The organism is Metapseudomonas boanensis, assembly GCF_018704125.1.
GTDB classification, from domain to species: domain Bacteria; phylum Pseudomonadota; class Gammaproteobacteria; order Pseudomonadales; family Pseudomonadaceae; genus Metapseudomonas; species Metapseudomonas boanensis.
In genome coordinates this window covers 389,960-415,031 of sequence record NZ_JAGTIS010000002.1, presented here as the reverse complement: position 1 = coordinate 415,031, position 25,072 = coordinate 389,960, and the positions used below count along the sequence as shown (strand labels likewise).

Genomic DNA, 25,072 nt, shown 5'->3' with positions numbered 1-25,072 from the left:
GACCCCTTGGTTCATTCCTTCATTTTTGCGACATTAATTTTCGCTTGTTCGCCGCGCGGATTTGTGGTCGCCGAAGTGGATATGTACAATGACCTCCCTTTTGCCTGCGCAAAGCTGGCGCCAAGTCCTGCGCGCGTGGTAAGTGTTTGAATTAAAAAGAAATTCTGCCTTTTTATGAAGGCAACCCTGGTGAGAGTTCCCTATGAAAGCAGGTCTGTACCATCCTGATGAATTCAAGGATAACTGCGGTTTCGGCTTGATCGCCCATATGCAAGGTGAGGCGAGCCACCACCTTTTGCAAACCGCCATTGAAGCTCTGACCTGCATGACCCACCGTGGCGGTATCAACGCTGACGGCAAAACGGGTGACGGTTGCGGGCTGCTGATTCAGAAACCCGATCTGTTCCTGCGCGCGATCGCCAAGGAGACCTTCGCGGTCGACCTGCCGGCGCAATATGCCGTGGGCATGGTCTTCTTCAACCAGGATCCGGTCCGCGCCGAAGTGGCTCGCGAAAACATGAATCGCGAAATCCAGGCCGCCGGGCTTCAGCTGATCGGCTGGCGCAAGGTTCCGGTGGACACTAGCGTGCTGGGCCGTCTTGCCCTGGAGCGCCTGCCACAGATCGAGCAGGTCTTCATCGGCGGTGACGGCCTGAGTGACCAGGAATTCGCGGTCAAGCTGTTCAGCGCCCGTCGTCGTTCCTCGGTAGCCAACGCCGAAGACCTCGACCACTACATCTGCAGCCTTTCGCACAAGACGATCATCTACAAAGGCCTGATGATGCCGGCCGACCTGCAGCAGTTCTACCCGGATCTGGGTGATCCGCGCCTGCAGACGGCTATCTGCGTCTTCCACCAGCGCTTCTCCACCAACACCCTGCCGAAGTGGCCGCTGGCGCAGCCCTTCCGCTTCCTCGCCCACAACGGCGAGATCAACACCATCACCGGCAACCGCAACTGGGCTGTGGCACGCCGCACCAAGTTCGCCAACGAGCAACTGCCGGACATCGACGAACTGGGCCCGCTGGTAAACCGCGTGGGCTCCGACTCCTCGAGCATGGACAACATGCTGGAGCTGATGGTCACCGGCGGCATCGATCTGTTCCGCGGCGTGCGCATGATCATCCCGCCGGCCTGGCAGAACATGGAAACCATGGATGCCGACCTGCGTGCCTTCTACGAATACAACTCCATGCACATGGAGCCGTGGGACGGCCCTGCTGGCGTGGTCCTGACCGACGGCCGCTACGCCGTGTGCCTGCTGGACCGCAACGGCCTGCGCCCGGCGCGCTGGGTGACCACCAAGAACGGCTACATCACTCTCGCCTCGGAAATCGGCGTCTGGGACTACAAGCCCGAAGACGTCATCGCCAAAGGCCGCGTAGGCCCGGGCAAGATCCTTGCGGTGGATACCGAGACCGGTCAGATCCTTAACACCGAGGACATCGACAACCGCCTGAAATCGCGCCATCCGTACAAGCAGTGGCTGCGCCAGAGCGCGGTGCGTATCCAGGCCAAACTGGACGACGACCACGGCGCGGCCAGCTACGATGCGGATCATCTAAAACAATTCATGAAGATGTTCCAGGTCACCTTCGAAGAGCGTGACCAGGTCCTGCGTCCGCTCGCCGAACAAGGCCAGGAAGCCGTTGGCTCAATGGGCGACGACACGCCAATGGCGGTGCTGTCGCAGCGCATTCGTTCGCCGTTCGACTACTTCCGTCAGCAGTTCGCCCAGGTCACCAACCCGCCGATCGACCCGCTGCGCGAAGCGATCGTCATGTCCCTGGAAATCTGCCTCGGCGCCGAGCGCAACATCTTCAGTGAGTCGCCCGACCACGCTACCCGCGTGATCCTCAGCAGTCCGGTGATCTCCCCGGCCAAGTGGCGTGCGCTGATGAGCCTGGATCGCCCGGGCTTCGAGCGTCACATCATCGACCTGAACTACGACGAGAGCCTTGGTCTGGAAGCCGCCGTACGCAACTTCGCCGACCAGGCTGAAGAAGCTGTGCGTGCCGGCAAGGTGCTGCTGGTGCTTTCCGACCGTCACATCGCCCCCGGCAAGCTGCCGGCCCATGCCGCCCTCGCGGTAGGCGCCGTGCACCACCGCCTGGTGGAGCAAGGCCTGCGCTGCGACTGCAACATCCTGGTCGAGACCGCCACTGCGCGTGATCCGCACCACTTCGCTGTGCTGGTGGGCTTCGGTGCTTCCGCCGTGTACCCGTTCCTGGCTTACGAAGTCCTGGCGGACCTGATCCGCACCGGTGAAGTGCTGGGCGACCTGTACGAAGTCTTCAAGCACTACCGCAAAGGCATCTCCAAGGGTCTGCTGAAGATCCTCTCGAAGATGGGTATTTCCACCATCGCTTCCTATCGTGGCGCCCAGCTATTTGAAGCCGTAGGCCTGGCCGACGAAGTCACCGACCTGTGCTTCCGTGGCGTTGCCAGCCGCATCCAGGGTGCGCGCTTCACCGACATCGAGTCCGAGCAGAAGCTGCTGGCCTTCGAAGCCTGGAACAATCGCAAGCCGATCCAGCAAGGCGGCTTGCTGAAGTTCGTCTACGGCGGCGAATACCATGCCTACAACCCGGACGTGGTGAATACCCTTCAGGCTGCAGTGCAGCAGGGCAACTACGAGAGGTACAAGGAATACAGCGCACTGGTGGACCAGCGTCCGGTGTCGATGATCCGCGACCTGCTGAAGGTCAAGGAAGCTGCGCAGCCGCTGGCGCTGGACCAGATCGAGCCAGTCGAGGCCATCCTCAAGCGATTCGACTCCGCGGGTATCTCCCTGGGCGCGCTGTCGCCCGAGGCCCACGAAGCCATCGCCGAGGCGATGAACCGCTTGGGCGCACGCTCCAACTCCGGCGAGGGCGGCGAAGACCCGGCCCGCTACGGCACCGTGCGCAGCTCCAAGATCAAGCAGGTGGCGACCGGCCGTTTCGGCGTGACGCCAGAATACCTGGTCAATGCCGAAGTGCTGCAGATCAAGGTGGCCCAGGGCGCCAAGCCCGGTGAGGGCGGCCAATTGCCTGGTGGCAAAGTCAACGGTCTGATCGCGCGCCTGCGATATGCGGTGCCCGGCGTGACGCTGATTTCGCCACCGCCGCACCACGACATCTACTCGATCGAAGACCTGGCGCAGCTGATCTATGACCTCAAGCAGGTCAACCCTGAAGCCCTGGTTTCGGTGAAGCTGGTGGCTGAGCCGGGTGTCGGCACCATCGCTGCCGGCGTGGCCAAGGCCTACGCGGATCTGATCACCATCTCCGGCTACGACGGTGGCACCGGCGCATCTCCGCTGACCTCCATCAAGTACGCTGGCAGCCCGTGGGAACTGGGCCTCTCCGAGGCACACCAGACCCTGCGCGGCAACGACCTGCGCGGCAAGGTCCGGGTGCAGACCGACGGTGGCCTGAAGACCGGCCTCGACGTGGTCAAGGCAGCGATCCTCGGCGCTGAAAGCTTCGGCTTCGGCACCGCGCCGATGATCGCCCTGGGCTGCAAATACCTGCGTATCTGCCACCTGAACAACTGCGCCACCGGCGTTGCGACCCAGAACGACAAGCTGCGCAAGGACCACTTCATCGGTACCGTCGAGATGGTGATGAATTTCTTCACCTACATCGCCGAAGAAACCCGTGAGTGGCTGGCCAAGCTGGGCGTTCGTAGTCTGGGCGAGCTGATCGGCCGTACCGACCTGCTGGAAATCCTGCCGGGCGATACCGCCAAGCAAGCCAATCTGGACCTGAGCCCGCTGCTCGGCAGCGACCTCATCCCGGCTGACAAACCGCAGTTCTGTGAAGTCGAGAAGAACCCGCCCTTCGATCCGGGCCTGCTGGCCGAGAAAATGTGGGGCATCGCCAAGGCGGCCGTCGAAAACAAGACTGGCGGCGTCTACGACCTCGAAATCGGCAACTGCGACCGTTCCATCGGTGCGCGCATTTCTGGTGAGATCGCCCGTCGTCATGGCAACCAGGGCATGAAGGACTCGCCTGTCACCTTCCGCTTCCGTGGCACGGCTGGCCAGAGCTTCGGCGTTTGGAACGCCGGCGGCCTGCACCTCTACCTGGAGGGCGACGCCAACGACTACGTGGGTAAGGGCATGACCGGCGGCAAGCTGGTGATCACGCCGCCGAAAGGCAGTCCGTTCAAGAGCCAGGAGTCGGCCATCATCGGCAACACCTGCCTCTACGGCGCTACCGGTGGCAAGCTATTCGCAGCCGGTACGGCAGGTGAGCGCTTCGGCGTGCGCAACTCCGGCGCCCATGCTGTGGTGGAAGGCACGGGCGACCATTGCTGCGAATACATGACGGGCGGTTTCGTCTGCGTACTCGGCAAGACCGGCTATAACTTCGGCTCGGGCATGACTGGCGGCTTCGCCTATGTGCTCGACCAGGACAACAGCTTCGTCGACCGGGTCAACCACGAACTGGTGGAAATCCAGCGCATCAGCAATGAAGCCATGGAAGCCTACCGGAGCCACCTGCACAGCGTGCTGGTCGAATACGTCAAGGAAACCTCGAGCGAGTGGGGCGCCCACCTGCTGGAGAACCTGGACGATTACCTGCGTCGGTTCTGGCTGGTCAAGCCGAAGGCTGCGAGCCTCGCTTCGCTGCTCTCCAGCACCCGTGCCAACCCGCAATAACAACAGCGCCTGAAGTGGTTTGATGAGGTTTTTACATGACTGAACGTCTGAACAACGACTTCCAGTTCATCGAAGTCGGGCGCAAGGATCCGAAGAAGAAACTGCTGCGCCAGCGCAAGAAGGAATTCGTCGAGATCTATGACCTGTTCAAGCCGCAACAAGCGGCTGACCAGGCTCACCGCTGCCTTGGCTGCGGCAACCCGTATTGCGAGTGGAAGTGCCCGGTGCACAACTTCATTCCGAACTGGCTGAAGCTGGTATCGGAAGGCAACATCCTGGCAGCCGCCGAACTGTCGCACCAGACCAACACCCTGCCGGAAGTCTGCGGCCGGGTGTGCCCGCAGGACCGCCTCTGCGAAGGCGCCTGCACCCTGAACGACGGCTTTGGCGCGGTGACCATCGGTTCGGTGGAGAAGTACATCACCGATACCGCCTTCGCCATGGGATGGCGCCCGGACATGTCCAAGGTCAAGCCTACCGGCAAGCGCGTTGCCGTGATCGGTGCCGGCCCGGCGGGTCTGGGCTGTGCCGACATCCTGGCGCGTAACGGCGTGACTCCGGTGGTGTTCGACAAGAACCCGGAAATCGGTGGCCTGCTGACCTTCGGCATCCCCGAGTTCAAGCTGGAAAAGCACGTGATGAGTCGTCGTCGCGAAGTTTTCAGCGGCATGGGCGTCGAGTTCCGCCTGAACACCGAGATCGGCAAGGATGTGACCATGCAGCAGCTGCTCGATGAGTTCGATGCGGTCTTCATGGGCATGGGCACCTATACCTACATGAAGGGTGGTTTCCCCGGTGAGGATCTGCCTGGTGTGCATGACGCGCTGGACTTCCTGATCGCCAACGTCAACCGCAACCTCGGCTTCGAGAAGTCTGCCGAAGACTTCATCGACATGAAGGGCAAGCGCGTCGTGGTCCTGGGTGGTGGCGACACCGCGATGGACTGTAACCGTACCTCCATTCGCCAGGGTGCCAAGGCCGTAACCTGCGCCTACCGCCGTGACGAAGAAAACATGCCCGGCTCGCGCAAGGAAGTGAAGAACGCCAAGGAAGAGGGTGTGAAGTTCCTCTTCAACCGCCAGCCCATTGCCATTGTCGGTGAAGATAAGGTGGAAGGCGTGAAGGTGGTCGAGACCCGTCTCGGCGAGCCGGACGCCCGTGGCCGTCGCAGCCCCGAGCCGATCCCGGGCTCCGAGGAGATCATCCCGGCGGAAGCCGTGCTGATTGCCTTCGGCTTCCGCCCGAGCCCGGCACCCTGGTTCGAGCAGTTCGATATCCGTATCGACAACCAGGGGCGCGTGGTGGCGCCTGCCCAGTCGCAGTTCAAGCACCAGACCAGCAACCCGAAGATCTTCGCCGGTGGCGACATGGTCCGTGGTTCCGACCTGGTGGTGACGGCGATCTTCGAGGGGCGGACCGCCGCTGAAGGTATCCTCGACTACCTTCAGGTCTGAGGCGTACCCATCTGCGCAACGCGTCATTTCGTCGCGATGGACAAAAGGCACGGCACCCGCCGTGCCTTTTGCGTTGGGCTTTGCGAAAATGCCCGCACTTTTTTGTTGGAATCCTGCCATGACCGCTCTGAAGAACGACCGTTTCCTCCGCGCGCTGCAGAAGCAGCCCGTCGATGTCACCCCTGTCTGGATGATGCGCCAGGCCGGTCGCTACCTGCCGGAGTACCGCGCAACCCGCGCCAAGGCCGGTGACTTCATGAGCCTGTGCATGAACCCACAGTTGGCCTGCGAAGTGACCCTGCAGCCGCTGGATCGCTATCCGCAGTTGGATGCGGCGATCCTCTTCTCCGACATCCTCACCATCCCCGACGCCATGGGGCAGGGCCTGTACTTCGAGGCCGGGGAAGGCCCGCGCTTCAAGAAGGTCGTGAGCAGCCAGGCCGATATCGATGCCCTGCCGATTCCGGATCCGGAAAAGGACCTGGGCTATGTGATGGATGCCGTACGCACCATCCGCCGCGAACTGAATGGCCGCGTTCCGCTGATCGGCTTCTCCGGCAGCCCCTGGACCTTGGCCACCTACATGGTCGAGGGCGGCTCCAGTCGCGACTTCCGCAAGTCCAAGGCGATGCTCTACGACAACCCGCAGGCCATGCACGCGCTGCTGGACAAGCTGGCGCAGTCGGTTACCAGCTATCTGAACGGCCAGATCAAGGCTGGCGCCCAGGCGGTGCAGATTTTCGACTCCTGGGGCGGCAGCCTCTCGGCGGCAGCGTACCAGGAGTTCTCCCTGGCCTATATGAAGAAGATCGTCGACGGTCTGATCCGTGAGCATGACGGGCGCCGCGTGCCGGTGATCCTGTTCACCAAGGGTGGCGGCCTGTGGCTGGAGTCCATGGCCGACACCGGCGCCGACGCCCTGGGGTTGGACTGGACCTGCGACATCGGCAGTGCCCGCGCCCGTGTAGGCAGCAAGGTGGCCCTGCAGGGCAACATGGACCCGTCGGTGCTCTACGCCAATCCAGCAGCGATTCGCGCCGAAGTAGCGCGTATCCTGGCTGCCTATGGCTCTGGCACCGGCCATGTGTTCAACCTCGGCCATGGCATCACCCCGGAAGTGGACCCGGCCCATGCAGGCGCCTTCTTCGAGGCGGTGCATGAGCAGTCGGCGCAGTACCATCAGTAACGAAACAACAAGGCCGCTTTTGCGGCCTTTTCTTTTCTACTGGAGAGATACCTCGCCCTTGTCACAGGCTTTGCATAGAATCCAGGGCTAACCAGGCTCAGTGAGGTGTGCAATGCGTCGAGTGGTGTTCAATCAGAAGGGCGGTGTGGGTAAATCCAGCATTGCCTGCAACCTCGCGGCGGTCAGCGCTTCCCAGGGCTATCGCACCCTGTTGATCGACCTGGATGCCCAGGCGAACTCCACCCATTACCTCACGGGGCTCACCGGGGAAGACATTCCCATGGGGATCGCTGACTTCTTCAAGCAGACGCTGTCTCCCACCTCTTTCCGCAAGGGCAAGGTAGATATCTACGAAACCCCCTTCGATAACCTCCACGTCGTCACCGCGACGGCGGAGTTGGCTGACCTGCAGCCCAAGCTCGAGGCCAAGCACAAGATCAACAAGCTGCGCAAGCTGCTGGAGGATCTGGACGAGGATTACGATCGGATCTACCTGGATACGCCGCCGGCACTGAACTTCTATACAGTTTCCGCGCTTATCGCTGCCGATCGTTGCCTGATCCCCTTCGATTGCGACAGCTTTTCGCGCAATGCACTGTACGGCCTGCTCGCAGAGATCGAGGAGCTGAAGGAAGACCACAACGAAGGCCTGGAGGTGGAGGGCATCGTGGTCAACCAATTCCAGCCTCGCGCATCCCTGCCTCAGCAACTGCTGGACGAACTGCTAGGGGAGGGCCTGCCCGTACTGCCGGTCAATCTGATGGCGTCAGTGAAAATGCGCGAGTCGCACCAGGCGTGCAAGCCATTGATCTATCTGGAGCCGCGCCACAAGCTCACCCAACAGTTCGTCGAGCTGCATGATCTGCTGGAAAGCTAAGTACCACCGAAAGAAGTGCGCCGTGGGATGCGAGTCGGCGGAGTATTGGCTTTCCCCACGTCGCGCCGCCATCGGGTCTCGCTGCACTCAACCCAGCCCCTAACGCTGGCTACTTCACGATCAGCACATCGCAGGGCGGGCTCTGCAGGTAGCGTAAGGGCAGGCTGCCCAGCAAGGCCTGGGAGATCAGGCTACGGCCATGGCTGCCAAGGGCCAGAAGCTGCGGATTAAGGGTGCTGACGGCATCATCCAGTGCCTTGGGCAGGGCGCCACGAGCGACTTGCACTTCGATCTTCGGTGCCGGAGTGGCCAGCCCCGCCATTTCATCTTCGAGCAGTCTCCCCAGCAGTTCGTTCTGAGTGTCCAGCAGCTCCTCCGAGCTGCAGCTGCGGGATAGAAGGCGACTGCCCAACTCCAGGACGTTCAGTGCCGTCAAGGTCGCCCCGGGCGCTAGCAGTTCGCAGCTACTGCGCAGGGCATCGCATGCGCACAGGGAGAAGTCCAGGGCCACGGCCACATGGCTATAAGGAACCTGCGGCGTGTCTCCGGCCACCAGCAGCAGAGGCGCGGTGATGTGCCGGGCCACGCGTTCCAGGGTGGTGCCGATGAACAGCTCAGGTGCGTTGTGGTGGTGCCGGCCGATGACCAGCAGGTCTGCCTGGCTTTCTTCCAACTCTTCCAGTATCTGCTGGGCGGGGCGGCCCTTGCGCAGCAATACCTTGCACTCGGTGGCTCCCAACTGTTCCAGACGCTCCTCGAGAATGCGTTGGGCCGCCTCGCGCAGGTTGGACTGAACGGCATTCGGCAGGTGGTCTTCCAGCACGTGCAGCAGGCTCAGGCGGGCACCATGTTGCCGGGCCAACTGGATGGCGCGGCGCAGGGCGATGTCGGCTTCACGGCTCAGATCATGGGCGATGAGAATGTGCTTGGGCATGGTGAGCACCTCCGGTCAGGTTGCCAATCTGCGGTAATTTGTGCGGTGGCGACTTGATCCAGGACAAGCCCCGCTATCGGGCCCTCAACAGGTACAGCCCCTGGCTTTGCGCAACCACCTCGCCCGCCTCATCCAGCAGGGCCAGTTCCAGCACGTACTCCGCTTTGCCCTCGGCAACGGCTTGCTCCTGGATGCGTGCGACCTCCTCGGCATCCAGGCGGGCTTCCACGTGGACGTCGCTGCTGGCCGGGCGACGGAAACGCAGGTTCATTTCCTTGACGATGGGGTAGAAGCGGCGGCTGTCGAAGCTCGTGAGGAATAGCGCGCCGCCGGGGATTTCCGCCAGGGTGAACAATGCGCCGGCGTACATGGTGCCGATGTGGTTCTGGTTACCCTCCAGGGGCATGCGCAGACGGATGTGCCCGGGCTCCAGCACCTCGGCCTTGAGCCCGCTGCGGTGGACGAAGGCAATCTGCTCTTCGGTCAGTTGGCGAATGAGTTCGACGGGCATCGGCATGGTGGGTTCTCCGGCATTGGCATCGCACCAGCGTAGCTGGCGGATAGCAGGCAGCAATGACCGGTCCGCTCGCCGCCCTTGGCCGAATCGCTCAAATGCCCTGGCTGCGCAGCCAGGCCAGCAGCTGCGGCAATGGCAGTGCGCCGCTCTGGCGGGCTGCTTCCACACCGTTCTTGAACAGGATCAGGGTGGGGATTGAGCGGATGCCCAGTTGCCCGGCTAGTTGCCGGTTTTGCTCGCTGTCCAGTTTGCCCAGGCGGCAGCGACCCTGCAGTTGCTGGGCTGCCTGTTGATACGTCGGAGCGAAGGACTTGCAGGGGCCGCACCAGTCGGCCCAGACGTCTACCAGCAGGGGCAGGTCGCCGCGCAATTGCTTGGCGAAGTTGGCTTCATCGAGGTCGAAGGGAGTCGCGGGCAGGATGGAGGACTTGCAATGGCCACAGCGTGGCGAGTCGCCCAGGCGGGTGGCAGGAATACGGTTCAGGCCCGCGCAGTGGGCGCAGGGAATCAGCAGCGGGTCGGTCATGGTCGGCTCCAGAGGTGAGTGGGGAGATTCTGGAGCCGTCCCAACGAAATTCAAGGCTATTGAAGCGGCCAAATGCGGGGAATCACCAGCATGGCGACCACCACCATGAGGATATTGAGCGGAATGCCGATGCGCATGAAGTCACTGAAGCGGTAGCCGCCGGCGTTGTAGACGAAGGTGTTGGTCTGGTAGCCGATTGGGGTGGCGAAGCTGACGCTGGCGGCGAACATCACGGCGACCACGAAGGGGCGTGGGTCGAGGCCCAGGCTCTGGGCGATGCCGATGGCAATCGGGGTGACCAGCACCGCCACGGCGTTGTTGGAGAGGATCTCGGTCAGGATGGTGGTCAGCAGATAGACGAAGCCGAGCATCACCAGCGGGCTGGCATTGGGGATGGTGGCCATGGTCTTGGCCACGACCAGGTCGATCAGGCCGACGTTGTCCATCGCGATGCTGATGGCGAGCATGCCGAAGATCAGGCTGAGGACCTTCCAGTCGACTGCCTTGTAGGCGTCGTCCACATCCAGGCAGCGAGTGGCCAGGACGATGGCGCAGGCGATGATCGCCAGGCCCTCGATGGGCATGAAGCTGAACGCCGACAGCACCACCACGGCCAAGGTGGCGAGGATGGCGATGGGTGCCTTGTCGCGGCGGTAGGCGCGTTCCTGCACGGCATTGAGGCTGATCAGGTCGCCATTGTCGGCAAAACGCTTGATCTGCGCCGGCGTGCCCTCTACCAGCATGACGTCGCCGAACTGCAGCTGGAAGTCGTCCAGGTTGCCTTGTACGTTCTCGTCCTGGCGGTGCACGGCGAGCACGGCGATGCCATAGCGCGCGGTGAGGTCGAGGTCGCGCATGGGGCGGTTGCTGTAGCGCGAACTGCGGCCGACGATGGCCTCGGCAACGATCACGTCGTGGCTGCTGACAGTCTCGAAGGCCTCGCCACGGTTGAAGGTCAGCTTGTTGCTCTCGCGCAGGTCCACCACGTCCTTGACCTGGCCATGCAGCACCAGCAGGTCACCGGCGGCCAAAGCGGTGTCGTGAGCGGGCTCGGTGATCTCCAACTCGTCGCGGAAGATCTTCAGCACCTTCAGGCCGCTGCCGCCGTTGAGGTTGGCTTCACTGATGGTGCGGCCAATCACCGGAGAGTCGTGAGGCACCAGCAGTTCGCTCATGAAGGTGCGACCGAGGTCTGGGCGCAGCTGCTTGGAGAGGGTTTCGCGATCCGGCAGAAGGCGCCAGCTGAAGAGCATCAGGTAGATGAAGCCGACAGCGCAGAAGGCCAGCGCTGCGGGAGTGATCTCGAACATGCCGAAGGGCTCGAGGCCTGCCTTGCGCGCCACGCCGTCCACCAGGATGTTGGTCGATGTGCCGATCATGGTCAGCATGCCGCCGAGGACGGTGGCGTAGGACAGCGGGATCAGCAGCTTGGAGGGCGAGCTGCTGGCGCGCTTGGCCAGGGCGATGGCGACCGGGGTGAGGATCGCCACCACCGGGGTGTTGTTGAGGAAGGCGGAAACCACCAGCGCGGTGATCATCAGTCCGGCGAGGACACGTGTCGGGCTGTCACCGACCAGGTCACCGAGCCAGTTGCCCAGGGCGTCGATGCAACCAGTACGTTCCAAGGCCGCAGACAGCACGAACATGCAGGCGATGGTGACCGGAGCCGAGTTGGAAAGCACACCGAGCACGTCATGGGGCGTCAGTTGCTGGGCGGCGAGCAGAGTGGCGACGGCGATGGCCACTACCACGTCCGGGCTCCACTTTTCACGGACGAACGCGTAGAGCACCCAGACCAACAGGGCGGACACGAAGTAGAGCGGGAAAGCATCCCAGGACGGCATGGGGTTCCTTTGAGGCGTGCGAATCTCGTGTGAGGTATCGGGCGCGCCTGTTCGGCACCCGCGCAAGGCCGCCAATTTAGTGGGGTTTTTTTAGAGAGTCTAAGACAATTTCAATAGGTTTATATGCCATTTGGTTATTGATGGCGGCTGTGCAGCTGTCTTGCCGGGAAACTGTATCCCTGGCTGCGCCTGGGCCTGGGGTAGGCTGCCCTTTTTACCGCGAGAGGTGATTCGTGATGCGGACCTTGGGCGTGCTGGGCGGAATGAGCTGGGAGTCGACCGTGACCTATTACCGGTCGCTCAACCAGGGCGTACGGGAGCGACTGGGCGGATTGCATTCGGCACCGCTACTGATTCATTCGGTGGATTTTGCCGAGATCGCCGCGCAGCAGCAGTCCGGAGACTGGGCAGCAGCGGGCCGTTCGTTGGGGCAGGCGGCGCGAGGTCTCGAAGTGGCCGGAGCGGGGGCCCTGCTGCTGGCGACCAACACCATGCACAAGGTGGCTGCGGCGATCGAAGCGGTCGTCGACATTCCGCTCCTGCACATTGGCGATGCCGTCGGCGAGCCCCTGCGGCAGCAGGGCGTCGAGCGTGCCGCCCTGCTCGGGACGCGCTTCACCATGCAGGAGGCCTTCTACCGCGAGCGCCTGGAACGGCGCTTCGGCATCGAGGTGCTGGTACCGGAGCCCGCTGCGGCACAGGAGATCGACCGGGTGATCTTCCAGGAGCTGTGCCAGGGCCGGTTCCTGCCTGCCTCGCGGGAATTCTACTTGGCCGAGTTGGAGAAGTTCAGGGCTAGCGGTGCCCAGGCAGCCATCCTCGGCTGTACCGAGATCGGTCTGTTGCTGGAGGGCTGCGAGTCGCCGCTGCCGCTGGTAGACAGCGCCGAGCGGCACGTGGCGATGGGGCTGGAGTGGGTGTTGGGATAGGCGGCACCGTAGGAGCGAGCTTGCTTGCGAACGGGTGTTCATTCGCGAGCAAGCTCGCTCCTGCAGTGATGCCCGCGTCAACGACTCAGGACGAGCAGCTGATCTCCAGGTGTTTGCCCCATTCCGGAGGGCGTTCGGCGTAGCGTTCCATGCCCGGTTGTTCATCGAAGGGATGCGAGAGCACGGCATGCAGCTGGCGCACTTCGCTGTAGTCGCCCTGCTGGGCGGCCTCGATGGCGCGTTGGGCAAGGTAGTTGCGCAGGATGTATTTCGGGTTTACGGCATGCATGCGCTCGCGGCGCGCCTCCTGCGTGCCGCCATCCCGAACCACCCTGGCCTGGTAGTCGGTCGCCCAGGCGTCGAAACCGGCCAGGTCGACGAAGTCCTCGCGAAGCCGACTCAATGCCTGCTCCGGTGTCTCCTCCCCCAGCCGGCGGAAGAACTGGCTGTAGTCCACTGCACTGCCTTGCATCAGTTGCAGCAGGCGCTGGACCATGGCCTCGTCCTCCGGTTCGGCGCAGCTGAAGCCGAGCCTGCGGCGCATCAGATCCAGGTAATGGGCCTGGTAGAGCGGAAGGAAGAGGTTGAGGGCTTCGCGCAGGGCTTCCACCTCGACGAACGGCGTCAGCGCCTGGGCCAGAGCCGCGAGATTCCAATGGGCGATGGGCACCTGGTTGCTGAAGGCGTAACGACCGCTGTCGTCGGAGTGATTGCAGATGTGGTTGGCATCGAAGTCGTCGAGGAAGGCGTAGGGGCCGTAGTCGAAGGTGATGCCCAGGATCGACATGTTGTCGGTGTTCATCACGCCGTGGCAGAAGCCGTAGGCTTGCCAGCGGGCAATGAGTTCGGCGTTGCGCTCCACCACGTCACGGAAGAATGCAGCCCAGGGCTGTTCCTGTTCAAGGCAGTGGGGGAAGTGGCACTCCAGGACATGCCGGCCGAGTTCCTCCAGGCGATCATGCTGGCGTGTGTAGTAGAAGTATTCGAAGTGGCCGAAGCGCACATGGCTGCTGGCCAGGCGCAGCAGCATGGCGCCGGTTTCGCGGGTCTCCCGGTAGACCGGCGTGCTGGATGCGGTCACGCACAGGGCACGGCTGGTCGGGATGCCCAGCGCGTCCAGGTGCTCACTGGCGAGGAATTCGCGGATCGAGCTGCGCAGCACCGCCCGGCCGTCGCCCATTCGCGAGTAAGGGGTCTGGCCGGCGCCTTTGAGGTGCAGGTCCCAGTGCTCGCCGGCATCATTCAGCACCTCCCCCAGCAGCAGGCCACGGCCATCACCTAGGCGGGGGTTGTACACACCGAACTGGTGTCCGGAATAGACCATTGCCCGCGGCTCGGCTTCGGACCAGAGCTTGTGCCCGGAGAACAGCTCGGCGAATACCTCGCTCTCGGCTTCGTCCGGTTCCAGGTCGAGCAGGGCCATGGCAGCGGGACTCGCCACCACCAGGCGCGGCTCGGCGATGGGCTCGGGCAGCACCTCGGTGGAGAAGGCGTCGCCCAAGCGGGCAAAGCGGTTGTCGAACTTCAGCTCGTCGAGTTTTTTCATGGACTCAGCTTGTCATGCCGCCGCTGCGGCTGGAAGGGCGGGAGACATGCGGTTCACCTTGCCTCCGGCTCCCGCGCTTTCTTCTCCTTGGCCGGCGCTTCTACAGTTTCGGCTTCGGGCTCGCTGCGCTTTTCGGTATTGCGGCTGAGGATAACGTCCATCTTCGGCACTGTAGAGACGTTGATGTCGTGCTCCTGGAACAGCTGGTCGATGCGCCGGTTCAGCTCGTCGGTCGCCAGGCCGCGGTCGCCCAGCTCACGCACGTAGACCTTCAGTTCGTGCTCCAGGGTGCTGGCGCCATAGGTTTTCAACTGCACGCTGGGTGGCGGGTCGCGCAGCACCCGCGTGTTCTCCTGTGTGGCCTGCAACAGCAGCTTGCGCACAAGCTCCAGGTCGGCGCCGCGGTTGACGTTGTACACCAGGACGATGCGGGTGACGGTGTCGGTCAGGGTCCAGTTGATCAGCTGGCTGGTGAGGAAGGTCTGGTTGGGTACTATCACTTCCTTGCGGTCGCTGTCGGTGATGTGCGTGGCGCGGATGCGGATGCGGTTCACGGTGCCGGTGACCGTGCCTATGGTCACCAGGTCGCCGATGCGCACCGGACGCTCGAACAGCAGGATCAGGCCGGAAATGAAGTTGGCGAAGATCGCCTGCATACCGAAACCGATACCCACGGAAAGGGCTGCAACCAGCCATTGCAGCTTGTCCCAGCTGACTCCAAGGGTGGACAGCGCACTGACGAAGCCAACGCCGGCGATGGCATAGGAAAGCAGGGTAGTGGTGGCGTAGGAGCTGCCCTGGGCCAGGGTCAACCGCGATAGCACCAGCACCTCCAGCAGGCCCGGCAGGTTGCGTGCCAGGACGGTGGTGATGGCCGCGATGATCAGCGCCCCGAGCACGTCGAGCAGGCTGATGGGCACCTGGGTGGCAGCATCGCCCGTGCCGCTGGAGTACTGGTAAAGGGTGACCTGGTCGAGGTAGGCGAAGACGCTGATCAGGTCAGCCCAGACCATATACATGGCGGCAAGGAAGATGCCGAGCAAGGCGAGGCGGATCAGTCGCAGCGATTGATCGTTGACCTTCTCGATATCGAGGGTTGGTTCCTCCACCACCACTTCTTCGCCCTCGGCATTCTCCTTGGTCTGCGCCTGTCGCTTGGTAAGCGCGCGCTGGTACGCCAGGCGCCGCGCCGCCACACCCAGGCCGCGGACGAAGGCAGCTTCGACCAGCAGGAACAGGATCAGCAGGTAGAGAGTGTTGATCAGCCGATCAGTGAGCTTGAGCGAGGTGTAGTAGTAGCCGAAGCCCACTGCGACTATGAAGGCCAGCGGCAGCAGGGTGAAGCCGACGCCGATCAGCAGGCGGAAGGGCGAGGTCTGTTGGCGCATGGGCTCAGCCAGCAGCAGGTTACTGAGCACCAGGGTCATCAGGGCATAGCAGCTGAGCACCACGATGATGCCGATGATGTCGTCGGCCAGGGCCGCGGGCTGATGTTCGGCTACGGTGACGATAGCCACCAGGGCCATGACCACGCCGCCGAGGCGGCGGATCTGGCTGCGCAGGAAGGCCACCTGCGGGCGGTCCCAGCGGAAGTGCAGCTCGGCGATGCCGCCGGGGGTGAGTATGCGGTAGAGGGTGTAGAACACCATCCAGGCCTGGGCCATTTCCATTAGCGCGGCGCCGAGGGTGGCGTTCTGGCCGCGGGCGTCTATCTGCAAGGCGAAGCCGCCGAGCGCGAGGAACAGGCTCACCGGCAGCGCCAGCAGCACGGTGAGGAAGAGTGCCAGCGGGGTGTGCAGCTGGCTGTCGCGCTTGAAGTGGCCGACGTCCTGGTTGAGCTCCCTGAGGCGGTCGTGGAGGTAGCGGCGTTTCCACAGCAGGGCGCCGATCACCAGCAGCAGCGGCAGGAACAGCCAGGGGCGGTTCACCAGGCCCTGGCCAAGCTCGCGCACGCCCGATCCCCAGGGCATTTCGATCAACTGGCGCTCCAGCAGCTGCGGGGCGGATTTCAGCCAGTTCAGGTCCAGCGGCTTGTTGCTGGGAATCCAGAACATCTGCTCGTCGAGGGTATTGCGCAGGGCCTTTGAAGTTTCCTGCAGTTGCTTCTGGTTGAGCTGCAGGGTGATGGATTCGTTGAGCAGGGTGTTCAGCTCGCGACTCAGACGATCGAGCAGCTCGCTGCGGGTGGTGACCAGATCCATCAGGTTGGCGCGCAGCTCCGGAGTCACCTGCTCCGGCGGTTGCTCGGCCAGCAGGTTGTCGACATAGCCCTGGGGGTTGCTCAGCTGGTCGCGCTGTTGGTTCAGCTCGAACTGATAGAGGCGGATGTCAGCGATCTCGTCGGACAGATTGCTATCCAGCTTCAATTGGGGCAGGGCCTGTTTCTGCTGGTAGAGGATCTTGGCCAGCAGAAGGCTGCCCTTGAGCACGCTGATCTGCTCTTCCAGGGCCTGGTCGGCCTGGCTGAGGTTGTCCAGCTGCTGCCGGGTCTGCAGGTTCTGCTGGGTCAGTTCATTGAGGCGGTCGGTGGAGCGCAGCAGGTAATTGGACATCTTCATGTTGATGGCGCTCTCCTTCGCCACCAGGCTGTCCGGCGTGGCCCCGCCGGCTTCGCGGGAGAGCTCCGCCACCGTCTGCTCCGAGTTTTCCCGACGCATCTCGTTGATCAGCGACTGCAGGTCCAGGGTTTCCTGTTCCAGGCGGCGGATGCGTTCCATCAGCAGGTCGCGGCGGCTGTTGCCGAGGTCCTGCAGCAGGCTGTTGCCAGCCAGCTCCTCGCTGCGCAGCTCGGTCTGGGCGGCCAGGGAGACCTGCTCGGCGTTGAGCAGGGCGCGCTGCTCTTCGCTGATGGCCTTGCCGGCGTCCTTGCTGGTCTTGAGGATGCTGTTTATCTGCTGGATGCGCGTCTGGTTGGTGCTGATCTCAGCCTGGGCCCGTTCAGGGCGGGTCTGCGAGGTGATGATCAGGCTATTGGCGTCGGCAAGGGCCTTCTGCAGGTTGGCCAGCTCGTTGCTGCGCTGGTCCAGCAGTTGTTCCAGTTGCGTCAGCTCGGACTTGGCGTAGCGCTCCTTCACCGCCGTCGGCTGGCTGCCCTTGAGCCGCGTCAGTTCGCGCTGGGCTTCGCCGATCAGCTTCGGCGCCTCGTTCAACTGACGCTTGAGGGCAGTGAGCGCTTGCTGGCTTTCCTCCTGGCTGGCGAGAAAGGCCTTGGTCTGTTCCTCGACCGATGGCTTGGCCGGGGCTTCACTCTCGGCGGCCTTGTCGGCGGCGGGCGCGGTGGCCGGCTTGGGGACACCGACCGCCGGCGCGGCATGCAGGTAGGCGGGAGACAGGCACAGGCCCAGCAGGGTGGCAGCGAAAAAGGTGCGCAAGGAAGCAATCATCGCGATCGGGCAGCTCGGGTTCAAATGTGGCTAATGATATGCCAGGGAGGCCGTTACGGGGCTGCCCGGCATGAGCGGTTGTGATCTCGGTTCGCGCAAGGGCGAACCTATGCGTTCCATGGCGGGGGCCTGCAGGTTCCGGGGTGACCCGGAGAGGGCCGTCCCAGACGCTTTTCCCTAGAGGAAGAGCCCCGGGCGGCCATGACCTTCGGGGAATTTGACGCCGACCTTGCGCACCTTGTTCCCTTCCATCAGAGCAACGGTCCAGGTCAGGCCGTTCCATTCAACCTGGTCGCCGACCACCGGCTCGCCACCAATCTCATGGGCGATGAAGCGACCAAGAGCCTGGCTGCCATCCAGGTCGCCGAGCTTGAGACCGTAGAGCGAGGCAACGGCGGACAGCTGGGCATCGCCTTCAAGCACGAAGTCGCCGAAGAAGCGCAGGTCCAGCCCGCGTTGCGGTGCCTGGCTGAACAGTTTGCCAAGCGACGGAAGGTCATGCTCGTGGCCCACCACGCAGAGGATGTCGCCCGCCTCCAGTGTGGTACTACCCGACGGGTGGAGCAGCTCGCGGCCACGGAACAGTGCGGCGATGCGCGTGCCTTCGGGCATCTTAAGTTCGCGCAGGGCCGCGCCTATGCACCACTTCTCTGCGCCGAGGCGGTAGACGAACAGCTCCCATTCGCTGGTCGGGTGCACTTCCAGGCCGGCCCGGGAAATCGGTGCAGGCTCCGGCGGCACCGTTACCCGCAGCCATTTCGCGGCCAACGGCAGGCTAGTGCCTTGCAGCAGCAGTGATACCAGGACGATGAAGAAGGCCACGTTGAAGAACAGCTGGGCATTGGGCAGTCCGGCCATCAGCGGGAAGACGGCCAGAATGATCGGCACCGCGCCACGCAGACCTACCCAGGCGATGAACGCCTTCTCGCGGTCGTGGAACGCCCGGAATGGCAACAGCCCGACGAAAACCGATAGCGGGCGCGCGCAAAGGATCATCCACAGGGCCAGGCCCAGGGCTGGCACGATGATCGGGAGCAGTTCATGAGGGGTTACCAACAGGCCGAGGACCAGGAACATGCCGATCTGCGCCAGCCACGTCAGGCCGTCGAGCATATGCAGGATGCCGTGGCGCGAGCGGATCGGGCGATTGCCGAGGAACAGGCCGAACAGGTAGACAGCGAGGATCCCGCTGCCGCCCACAGCGTTGGTGATGGAAAACGCCATCAGGCCGCCGGCGACCACCAGAAGCGGATAGAGACCGTTGGCCAGGGTCAGGCGGTTGATCAGTTGCAGCATCAGCCAGCCGCCACCGAAGCCCAACAGGGTGCCTAGGCCGAATTGCTCTATCAGATGAACGACGAATCCCCAGCTGAAGCCGCTTTCTCCCTTGATGAGCATGTCGATCAGCGTCACGGTGAGGAACACCGCCATCGGGTCGTTGCTGCCGGATTCGATTTCCAGGGTGGCGCTGACCCGCTCGTTGAGGCCGCGTCCACCGAGCAGGCTGAATACCGCGGCGGCGTCAGTGGAACCGACGATGGCGCCGATCAGCAGGCCTTCCATCAGGCTCAGGTCGAACAGCCAGGCCGCTGCCACGCCGGTCAGTCCAGCCGTAATGAGCACGCCCACGGTCGCCATGGACAGCGAGGGCCAGAGCGCTACGCGGAAGGTCGCGGCGCGGGTCCGCAGGCCGCCGTCGAGGAGAATGATGGCCAGTGCCAGGTTGCCGACCAGGTAGGCCTGGGAATAGTTGTTGAAGACGATGCCACCAGGGCCGTCGCTGCCGGCGAGCATGCCGACTGCCAGGAACACCACCAGGATGGGGATGCCAAAGCGCGACCCGAAGGCGCTGACGAGGATGCTCATGCCTACCAGCGCCGCGCCGATCAGGAACAGGCTATTGATGGTGGTGGCATCCACGTGGGGCGGCTCCTTGCAATCGGGGTATCACGACGACATGCAGGGGCGCATGCCGGGGAATTCTAACCTGCCGCCTGAGGCGGACTACAAGATTTGAAGCAGATTTCTTGCCAGAGACAGGACGCCATCTGACGTGTCGACAGGTCTTGGGGTTCCGAGATCGACTTGCATGGGGTCGGGTGGTTGTTTGCCCGCACCTGCACCCGCTCCCATCGGGAGAGGGCTCAGCCCTTCCCCTTGGTTCGCGTCGAGTTCGGAATGGCGTTCTTCTCCAGGTACTGGATGATGATGTTCGCCACGTCCTGGCCTGTGGTGGTCTCGATGCCCTCCAGGCCCGGCGAGGAGTTCACCTCCATCACCAGCGGGCCATGATTGGAGCGCAGGATATCCACGCCCGCCACACTCAGGCCCATGACCCTGGCCGCGCGGATTGCGGTCATGCGCTCTTCCGGGGTGATCTTGATCAGGCTGGCAGTGCCGCCACGGTGCAGGTTGGAGCGAAACTCGCCCGGCTTGGCCTGGCGCTTCATCGCCGCGATCACCTTGTCGCCCACTACGAAGCAGCGGATATCTGCGCCGCCAGCCTCGCGGATGTACTCCTGGACCATAATGTTCTGCTTAAGGCCCATGAAGGCCTCGATCACCGACTCGGCTGCTTTCTCGGTTTCGCAGAGCACCACGCCGATGCCCTGGGTGCCTTCCAGCACCTTGATCACCAGCGGAGCGCCGTTGACCATGCGGATCAGGTCGGGGATGTCGTCCGGGGAGTGGGCGAAGCCGGTCACCGGTAGACCGATACCTTTGCGTGAGAGCAGTTGCAGGGAGCGCAACTTGTCCCGTGAGCGGGTAATGGCCACCGATTCATTGAGGGGGAACACCCCCATCATCTCGAACTGGCGCAGAACGGCGCAGCCATAAAAAGTCACCGATGCGCCGATACGCGGAATCACCGCATCGAAGCCTTCCAGCGCGCGACCCCGGTAGTGGATCTGCGGCTTGTGGCTGGCAATGTTCATGTAGGCGCGCAGGGTGTCGATCACCACCATTTCATGGCCGCGCTCCTGACCGGCCTCTACTAGGCGGCGGGTCGAATACAGGCGCGGGTTGCGCGATAACACAGCGATTTTCATTGGGCACCGGGAAGGGAAAGGGTCGGCTTGTCTTGGACGTAGGTGAGGGCCGGGTTGACCACCAACTGCGCCTGCACCAGGGCCTTGGAGCCCAGCAGTACGCGGTAGCGCATGGTCTTGCGGCAGGCCAGGGTGAACTCGATCGGCCAGACCCGGTCGCCCAGTGCGACTTGGGTGCGGATCACATAGCGGGTCTGGGCCTGGCCGTTGGAACTCCTGATGGTCTTTACCGAAACGACCTGCGCTTCACAGCGATGGCGCCGTTGCACCAGGGTGCCGAGGTGCGCAGTGAACCGCACCCAGCGTTCGCCGTCGCGCTCGAATGGGACGATGTCGCTGGCATGCAGCGTCGAGGTACTGGCGCCGGTATCGATCTTCGCGCGCAGGCCGACCATGCCCAGTTGGGGCAGGGCGATCCACTCACGAAGGCCAATCACGGAGAGTTTGTCGAAAGTCTTCAAGGCAGGCTTTCCGGTAAAGTTGTCGCATTCTAGTTGGCCCGTGTGACAACTGCATCCGGCCAGGATTGATCTTGCCAGGACGAACGAACCTATGAGTGCAAAAGACCACAAAGACGACGACAAGGTGCGCCTGGACAAGTGGCTATGGGCGGCGCGCTTCTACAAGACCCGCGCACTGGCCAAGGAGGCCATCGAGGGCGGCAAGGTCCATCACCGCGGCGAGCGCTGCAAACCCTCGAAGGAACCCAGGGTCGGCGACGAATATGTGATTCGCACCGGCTTCGACGAGCGCACCGTTGTCGTGCGTGCTCTGTCAGTAGTGCGTCGCGGTGCGCCCGAGGCCCAGGCCTTGTACGAGGAAACCGCCGACAGCGTGGCGCGGCGCGAAGAGGCGGCGGCCCTGCGCAAGGCCGGCGCCCTGGGCGTGCAGACGGACGGTCGGCCGACCAAGAAGCAGCGTCGGCAGATCTTCCGCCTGCAGGACCGCTAGTCTGGTGGCCAACCCATCCCGGGCAGTGGGTCAGGCATCACCGAGCAGCCTCCATTGCACCCGTTCCTCGGTGAAGGTGGTCTTGTCCGGGAATGGCCAGGGGCGTGAATGGAAACGCTCGACCACCTGCACCGGCATGATCTCGCCTTGCTCGAAGCGGCGGATGACTTCGCGGGGCACTATCGTGCGCGTGTGCATCCAGGCGACCTGCCAGTAACCGCTGCGCGGGCAGGCTTCGCCGCTGTAGCAGATTTCGGTGGGCACGGCCGTGATGAAGGCCGGCGAGCCGGGCATGGGTCGGCCGGTTTTCGGGTCGAGCAGCTTGGCCTTGGCCAGTTCCTCGATCAACGCCTCGCTGGGCTTGGGTGGCTGGATATTGGCCTTGCGCTCTTCCACCCACTTCAGCTTGCCATCCCATGGCGGCAGCTTGGCCGGGGGCAGCGGCACGATTTCGTTGATCTCGGGGACCTTGGGTTGGGCATAGGTGGAATAGTCCGCGAGAAACTTCCAGATTTTCTTGTAGCGGTCGGCGCGTTCAAGGTCCTCAGATTGGCCGATATAGTTCAGCTCATCGGTTGGCTTAGGTCCCCGAAATCCATCGTCCAAGAAACCAGCCGCAGTCTCGTCACCTGAAGCGACGCCACGTTGGAATGCCTCAAGAGCCTCTCGGTAATCCCCCTTTCTCTTGAGGTTGATGCCCAACGCGGCAGCCGCTTGACCATGGCCCTGCTCACCAGCACAGCGTCGCATTTGCCGGGCGATATCGGGGGCGATGTCGATTGGCGCCAACCTTTCTGCCACCTGGTACTGCGCCTCGGCGTTTCCTTCATCGGCCGCCTTGCGGAAGTAGCGCAGGGCCATTTCCGGGTCCTGCTGCAATCCGGCCGCCCCTCGCTGCAGGAAGTAGCCGATGAAGAAGTAGCCCCGGGCCACACCGGCATCGATCAGTTGCTGGCTCAGGCGCAGATACTCGGCGCCTTTGAGCTTGTAATGCCCGTGCATGGCGCCGTTCTGCAGGTTGATATTGGCCTTGTAATGGCCGCTTTCGCTGGCGATGCGGTACAGCCGTTCGATCTCCACATCCACGCTCAGGTCTGGTATGAGCCGGTTGTTCTTCTCCAGCCAGCGGGCGTACTGGAAGAGCACATCGCTGTCCGCCGAGGGCGTGGGGATCGTTTCGTATTTGCAGGTGAAGGCGAGATTGGCCTTGATCTGGGAAAGCCGGTCCACATGAAAGTCCTTCTTCGAATTGATGAGTGGGCTGCTGGCGCTACAGGCGGCCAGCAGCAGGCTGGAAAGCAGCAGGATGGGGCGCATTAATCGAGGTTCCACAGGGTGGCTTTGTCGTAATGGAACTCCACGAGCGATGCCTTTGGTGAATCCTTGGCGGATTGGCGATCTTTGTTGTCACCAATGATTTTTTGCCAAGCTCTGTACGCCTCTTCCGGTCTATCCTGTACCCTTCCCCCGCCGTATGCCTGTCCCACAACCGCCGCCGCAGTGCCTCGGTCACGCTCGCCCACTCGTGGGCAATATTCAGTTCGCTGTCCACTTCCATGCTGCGGCTATTGATATTGGCCGAGCCGTGGGTGGTGAAGACGTCGTCGACGATCATCAGCTTGGAGTGGATGTACACCGGCATCCACGGCTTGCCTGGTGGCGAGTCGGGGGCCACCAGCGAGCAGACGTGGACCTTCAGGCCGGGGATTTCTTCCGGAACCAGCTCCTCGTCTTTGATGGCCTGGGTCTGCTGTTTCAGTTTGGCCTCCCAGGCGGCGAGCGCCTCTTGTCCCTCTCTGTCCTTGGCGCCGTCGGGGCGAGGCCTGGGCGGCATGCTTGCTTTCATTTTCTCGATTCGGCGCAGCTTGGTGACCTCGGGGATAGTGTCGGTCCGGCCAAGGATTTCCAGCATGCGCTGGGTGTTCACGGTGCCGGCACCGATGTTCTTAACTGAACAGCATTAAGCTCTAACCGAGCATTCCCCACTGCACCCTTTCGAGGCGCTCGGTAACCTTGTCGGCGAAAGGCCAGGGGCGCTCATGGACTCGTTTGACCATCTCGGCCGGCATCGTTTCGCCTTCCTCGAAATACCGAGTCACGTCTCGCCATTCCACCTGTAGCGGCCACATGACCTTCCAGTAGCCGGTATGCGGACATAACGCACCGCTGTAGCAGGTCCGCACAGGGAAGCCGTAACCGCTGAATACCGGTGAATCCGGCAACGGCCTGCCGGTGGCGGGGTCAAGCTTCTTGGCGTCGGCGAGCTGGCGGATCAGCGCGTCGCTGGGCTTGGGCGGCGGGACATTGGCCAGACGCTCTTCCAGCCATTGCAGTTTGCCGTCCCAGGGCGGCAGCGGGGCCGGCGGCAGCGGGACGATTTCATTGATTTCGGGGACCTTGGGGTTGGCATAGGAGTAGTCCGCAAGAATGCTCCAGATTTTTTCGTAGCGATCTGCGCGTTCGAGATCCTCCTGCTGGGCAAGGTAGTGCAGTTCGTCAGAGGATGGTGGGGCGCGAAAGGCTTTGTACAAAAAAGACGCAGAGACACTAATTCCTGCTGCTACACCTAACTGGAATGCCTCAAGAGCCTCCTGATAACACCCTTTCACCGAAAGATTCACACCAAGCGCTACTGCGGCTTTTCCATTACCTTGCTCCGCAGCACAGCGGCGCATCTGCCGGGCGATATCGGGTGCAATATCTATCGGTGCCAGTTTGTCAGCGACATAGGCCTGGGCATTGGCGCTGCCCTCATCGGCGGCCTTGCGGAAGTAACGCAGGGCCATCTCCTTATCTTCCTGCAAACCCGCCGAGCCCTGGTTCAGGAAAATACCCACGAAGTAGTAGCCGGTGGCGACCTCGGTATTGATCAGTTGATGGCTTAGGCGCAGGTTCTCTTCGCCGGTAAGCCCGTAACGGCGATTACGCATGCTGCCGTTTTGCAAGTTGATATTGGCCTTGGCATGGCCGTTTTCGGCGGCAATGCGGTACAGCCGTTCGATCTGTGCATCCACTGTCTTGTCCTGCTTGAGCTGGTTGTTTTTCTCCAGCCAGCGGGCGTATTTGAATAGCGTATCTGTATCCGCCAAGGGGTCGGGGAAATGTTCGTGCCTACAGGTGAAGGCCAGATCGGCCTTGATCTGAGAGAGTCTGTCCATGGAGAGATCCTTTTTTGAATAGGTACCGTCTGTGGCACAGGCGGCCACCAGCAGGCTGGTCAGCAGAAG

Annotated in this window: 17 protein-coding genes and 1 pseudogene; 6 read left to right on the top strand and 12 right to left on the bottom strand. The window is 62.8% G+C overall.

Annotated elements, in window-relative coordinates; all coding sequences use genetic code 11:
* Positions 1 to 202: 202 nt before the first annotated feature.
* The 4 genes from gltB (at position 203) to J7302_RS05910 (ending at position 8,165) form a co-directional block, all read left to right on the top strand.
* Positions 203 to 4,648 carry a glutamate synthase large subunit gene (gene gltB, locus J7302_RS05925; RefSeq protein WP_215371738.1) on the top strand — a complete coding sequence of 1,482 codons (4,446 nt, stop codon included), beginning with the start codon at positions 203 to 205 and terminating at the stop codon, positions 4,646 to 4,648.
* Positions 4,649 to 4,683: 35 nt separating this feature from the next.
* Positions 4,684 to 6,102: an FAD-dependent oxidoreductase gene (locus tag J7302_RS05920; protein ID WP_215371736.1), complete on the top strand. Its 1,419-nt coding sequence runs from the start codon at positions 4,684 to 4,686 to the stop codon at positions 6,100 to 6,102.
* 118 nt (positions 6,103 to 6,220) lie between these two features.
* Positions 6,221 to 7,288: a uroporphyrinogen decarboxylase gene (gene hemE, locus J7302_RS05915; protein WP_215371733.1), complete on the top strand. Its 1,068-nt coding sequence runs from the start codon at positions 6,221 to 6,223 to the stop codon at positions 7,286 to 7,288.
* Between the two features lie 112 nt (positions 7,289 to 7,400).
* Entirely contained in the window at positions 7,401 to 8,165 is a 765-nt protein-coding gene (locus J7302_RS05910) for a ParA family protein (RefSeq protein WP_215371731.1), read from the top strand.
* A 109-nt stretch (positions 8,166 to 8,274) separates the two neighbouring features.
* Here J7302_RS05910 and J7302_RS05905 read toward each other — a convergent pair whose 3' ends face one another.
* The 4 genes from J7302_RS05905 to J7302_RS05890 all read right to left on the bottom strand — a co-directional run bounded on the left by J7302_RS05905 (position 8,275) and on the right by J7302_RS05890 (position 11,986).
* On the bottom strand, positions 8,275 to 9,099 hold the full coding sequence (locus J7302_RS05905) for a universal stress protein (protein WP_215371728.1): 825 nt from the start codon (positions 9,097 to 9,099) through the stop codon (positions 8,275 to 8,277).
* A gap of 73 nt (positions 9,100 to 9,172) precedes the next feature.
* Positions 9,173 to 9,616 (bottom strand): YiiD C-terminal domain-containing protein, encoded by a 444-nt coding sequence (locus J7302_RS05900; RefSeq protein ID WP_215371726.1) that lies wholly within the window; start codon positions 9,614 to 9,616, stop codon positions 9,173 to 9,175.
* 91 nt (positions 9,617 to 9,707) lie between these two features.
* On the bottom strand, positions 9,708 to 10,142 hold the full coding sequence (gene trxC, locus J7302_RS05895) for a thioredoxin TrxC (protein WP_215371723.1): 435 nt from the start codon (positions 10,140 to 10,142) through the stop codon (positions 9,708 to 9,710).
* 56 nt (positions 10,143 to 10,198) lie between these two features.
* Entirely contained in the window at positions 10,199 to 11,986 is a 1,788-nt protein-coding gene (locus tag J7302_RS05890; RefSeq protein ID WP_215371721.1) for an SLC13 family permease, read from the bottom strand.
* Between the two features lie 236 nt (positions 11,987 to 12,222).
* Here J7302_RS05890 and J7302_RS05885 point away from each other — a divergent pair, with 236 nt between their 5' ends.
* Entirely contained in the window at positions 12,223 to 12,915 is a 693-nt protein-coding gene (locus tag J7302_RS05885; protein ID WP_215371719.1) for an aspartate/glutamate racemase family protein, read from the top strand.
* 85 nt (positions 12,916 to 13,000) lie between these two features.
* On the opposite strand, the gene selO is transcribed toward J7302_RS05885, so the two are convergent.
* From selO to rimB, 5 genes are all read right to left on the bottom strand, one after another.
* A complete protein-coding gene (selO, locus tag J7302_RS05880; protein WP_215371717.1) occupies positions 13,001 to 14,461 on the bottom strand; it encodes a protein adenylyltransferase SelO in 1,461 nt (486 codons plus the stop codon).
* Between the two features lie 53 nt (positions 14,462 to 14,514).
* A complete protein-coding gene (gene mscK / locus J7302_RS05875) occupies positions 14,515 to 17,844 on the bottom strand; it encodes a mechanosensitive channel MscK (protein ID WP_215371715.1) in 3,330 nt (1,109 codons plus the stop codon).
* Between the two features lie 177 nt (positions 17,845 to 18,021).
* Positions 18,022 to 19,764, bottom strand: a complete 1,743-nt coding sequence (locus J7302_RS05870; RefSeq protein ID WP_215371713.1) for a potassium/proton antiporter — start codon at positions 19,762 to 19,764, stop codon at positions 18,022 to 18,024.
* A gap of 224 nt (positions 19,765 to 19,988) precedes the next feature.
* The gene (gene rimK, locus J7302_RS05865; protein WP_215371711.1) at positions 19,989 to 20,894 is read right to left on the bottom strand and encodes a 30S ribosomal protein S6--L-glutamate ligase; all 906 of its coding nucleotides are present in this window, start codon (positions 20,892 to 20,894) and stop codon (positions 19,989 to 19,991) included.
* A complete protein-coding gene (gene rimB / locus J7302_RS05860; protein ID WP_215371709.1) occupies positions 20,891 to 21,355 on the bottom strand; it encodes a retropepsin-like aspartic endopeptidase RimB in 465 nt (154 codons plus the stop codon). The genes rimK and rimB overlap by 4 nt, the downstream gene beginning before the upstream one ends.
* A gap of 91 nt (positions 21,356 to 21,446) precedes the next feature.
* Between rimB and J7302_RS05855 the strand changes: the two genes are divergently transcribed.
* Positions 21,447 to 21,845, top strand: coding sequence for an RNA-binding S4 domain-containing protein (locus tag J7302_RS05855; RefSeq protein WP_215371706.1), 399 nt, complete (start codon positions 21,447 to 21,449; stop codon positions 21,843 to 21,845).
* A 30-nt stretch (positions 21,846 to 21,875) separates the two neighbouring features.
* On the opposite strand, the gene J7302_RS05850 is transcribed toward J7302_RS05855, so the two are convergent.
* The 3 genes and pseudogenes from J7302_RS05850 to J7302_RS05840 all read right to left on the bottom strand — a co-directional run bounded on the left by J7302_RS05850 (position 21,876) and on the right by J7302_RS05840 (position 25,051).
* Entirely contained in the window at positions 21,876 to 23,162 is a 1,287-nt protein-coding gene (locus J7302_RS05850) for an SEL1-like repeat protein (RefSeq protein WP_215371704.1), read from the bottom strand.
* A pseudogene (locus J7302_RS05845) lies at positions 23,162 to 23,787 on the bottom strand (phospholipase D-like domain-containing protein); the annotation flags it as partial. The pseudogene J7302_RS05845 and the gene J7302_RS05850, both read right to left, overlap by 1 nt.
* Before the next feature lie 25 nt (positions 23,788 to 23,812).
* Positions 23,813 to 25,051 carry an SEL1-like repeat protein gene (locus J7302_RS05840; RefSeq protein ID WP_349814426.1) on the bottom strand — a complete coding sequence of 413 codons (1,239 nt, stop codon included), beginning with the start codon at positions 25,049 to 25,051 and terminating at the stop codon, positions 23,813 to 23,815.
* Positions 25,052 to 25,072 lie beyond the last annotated feature (21 nt).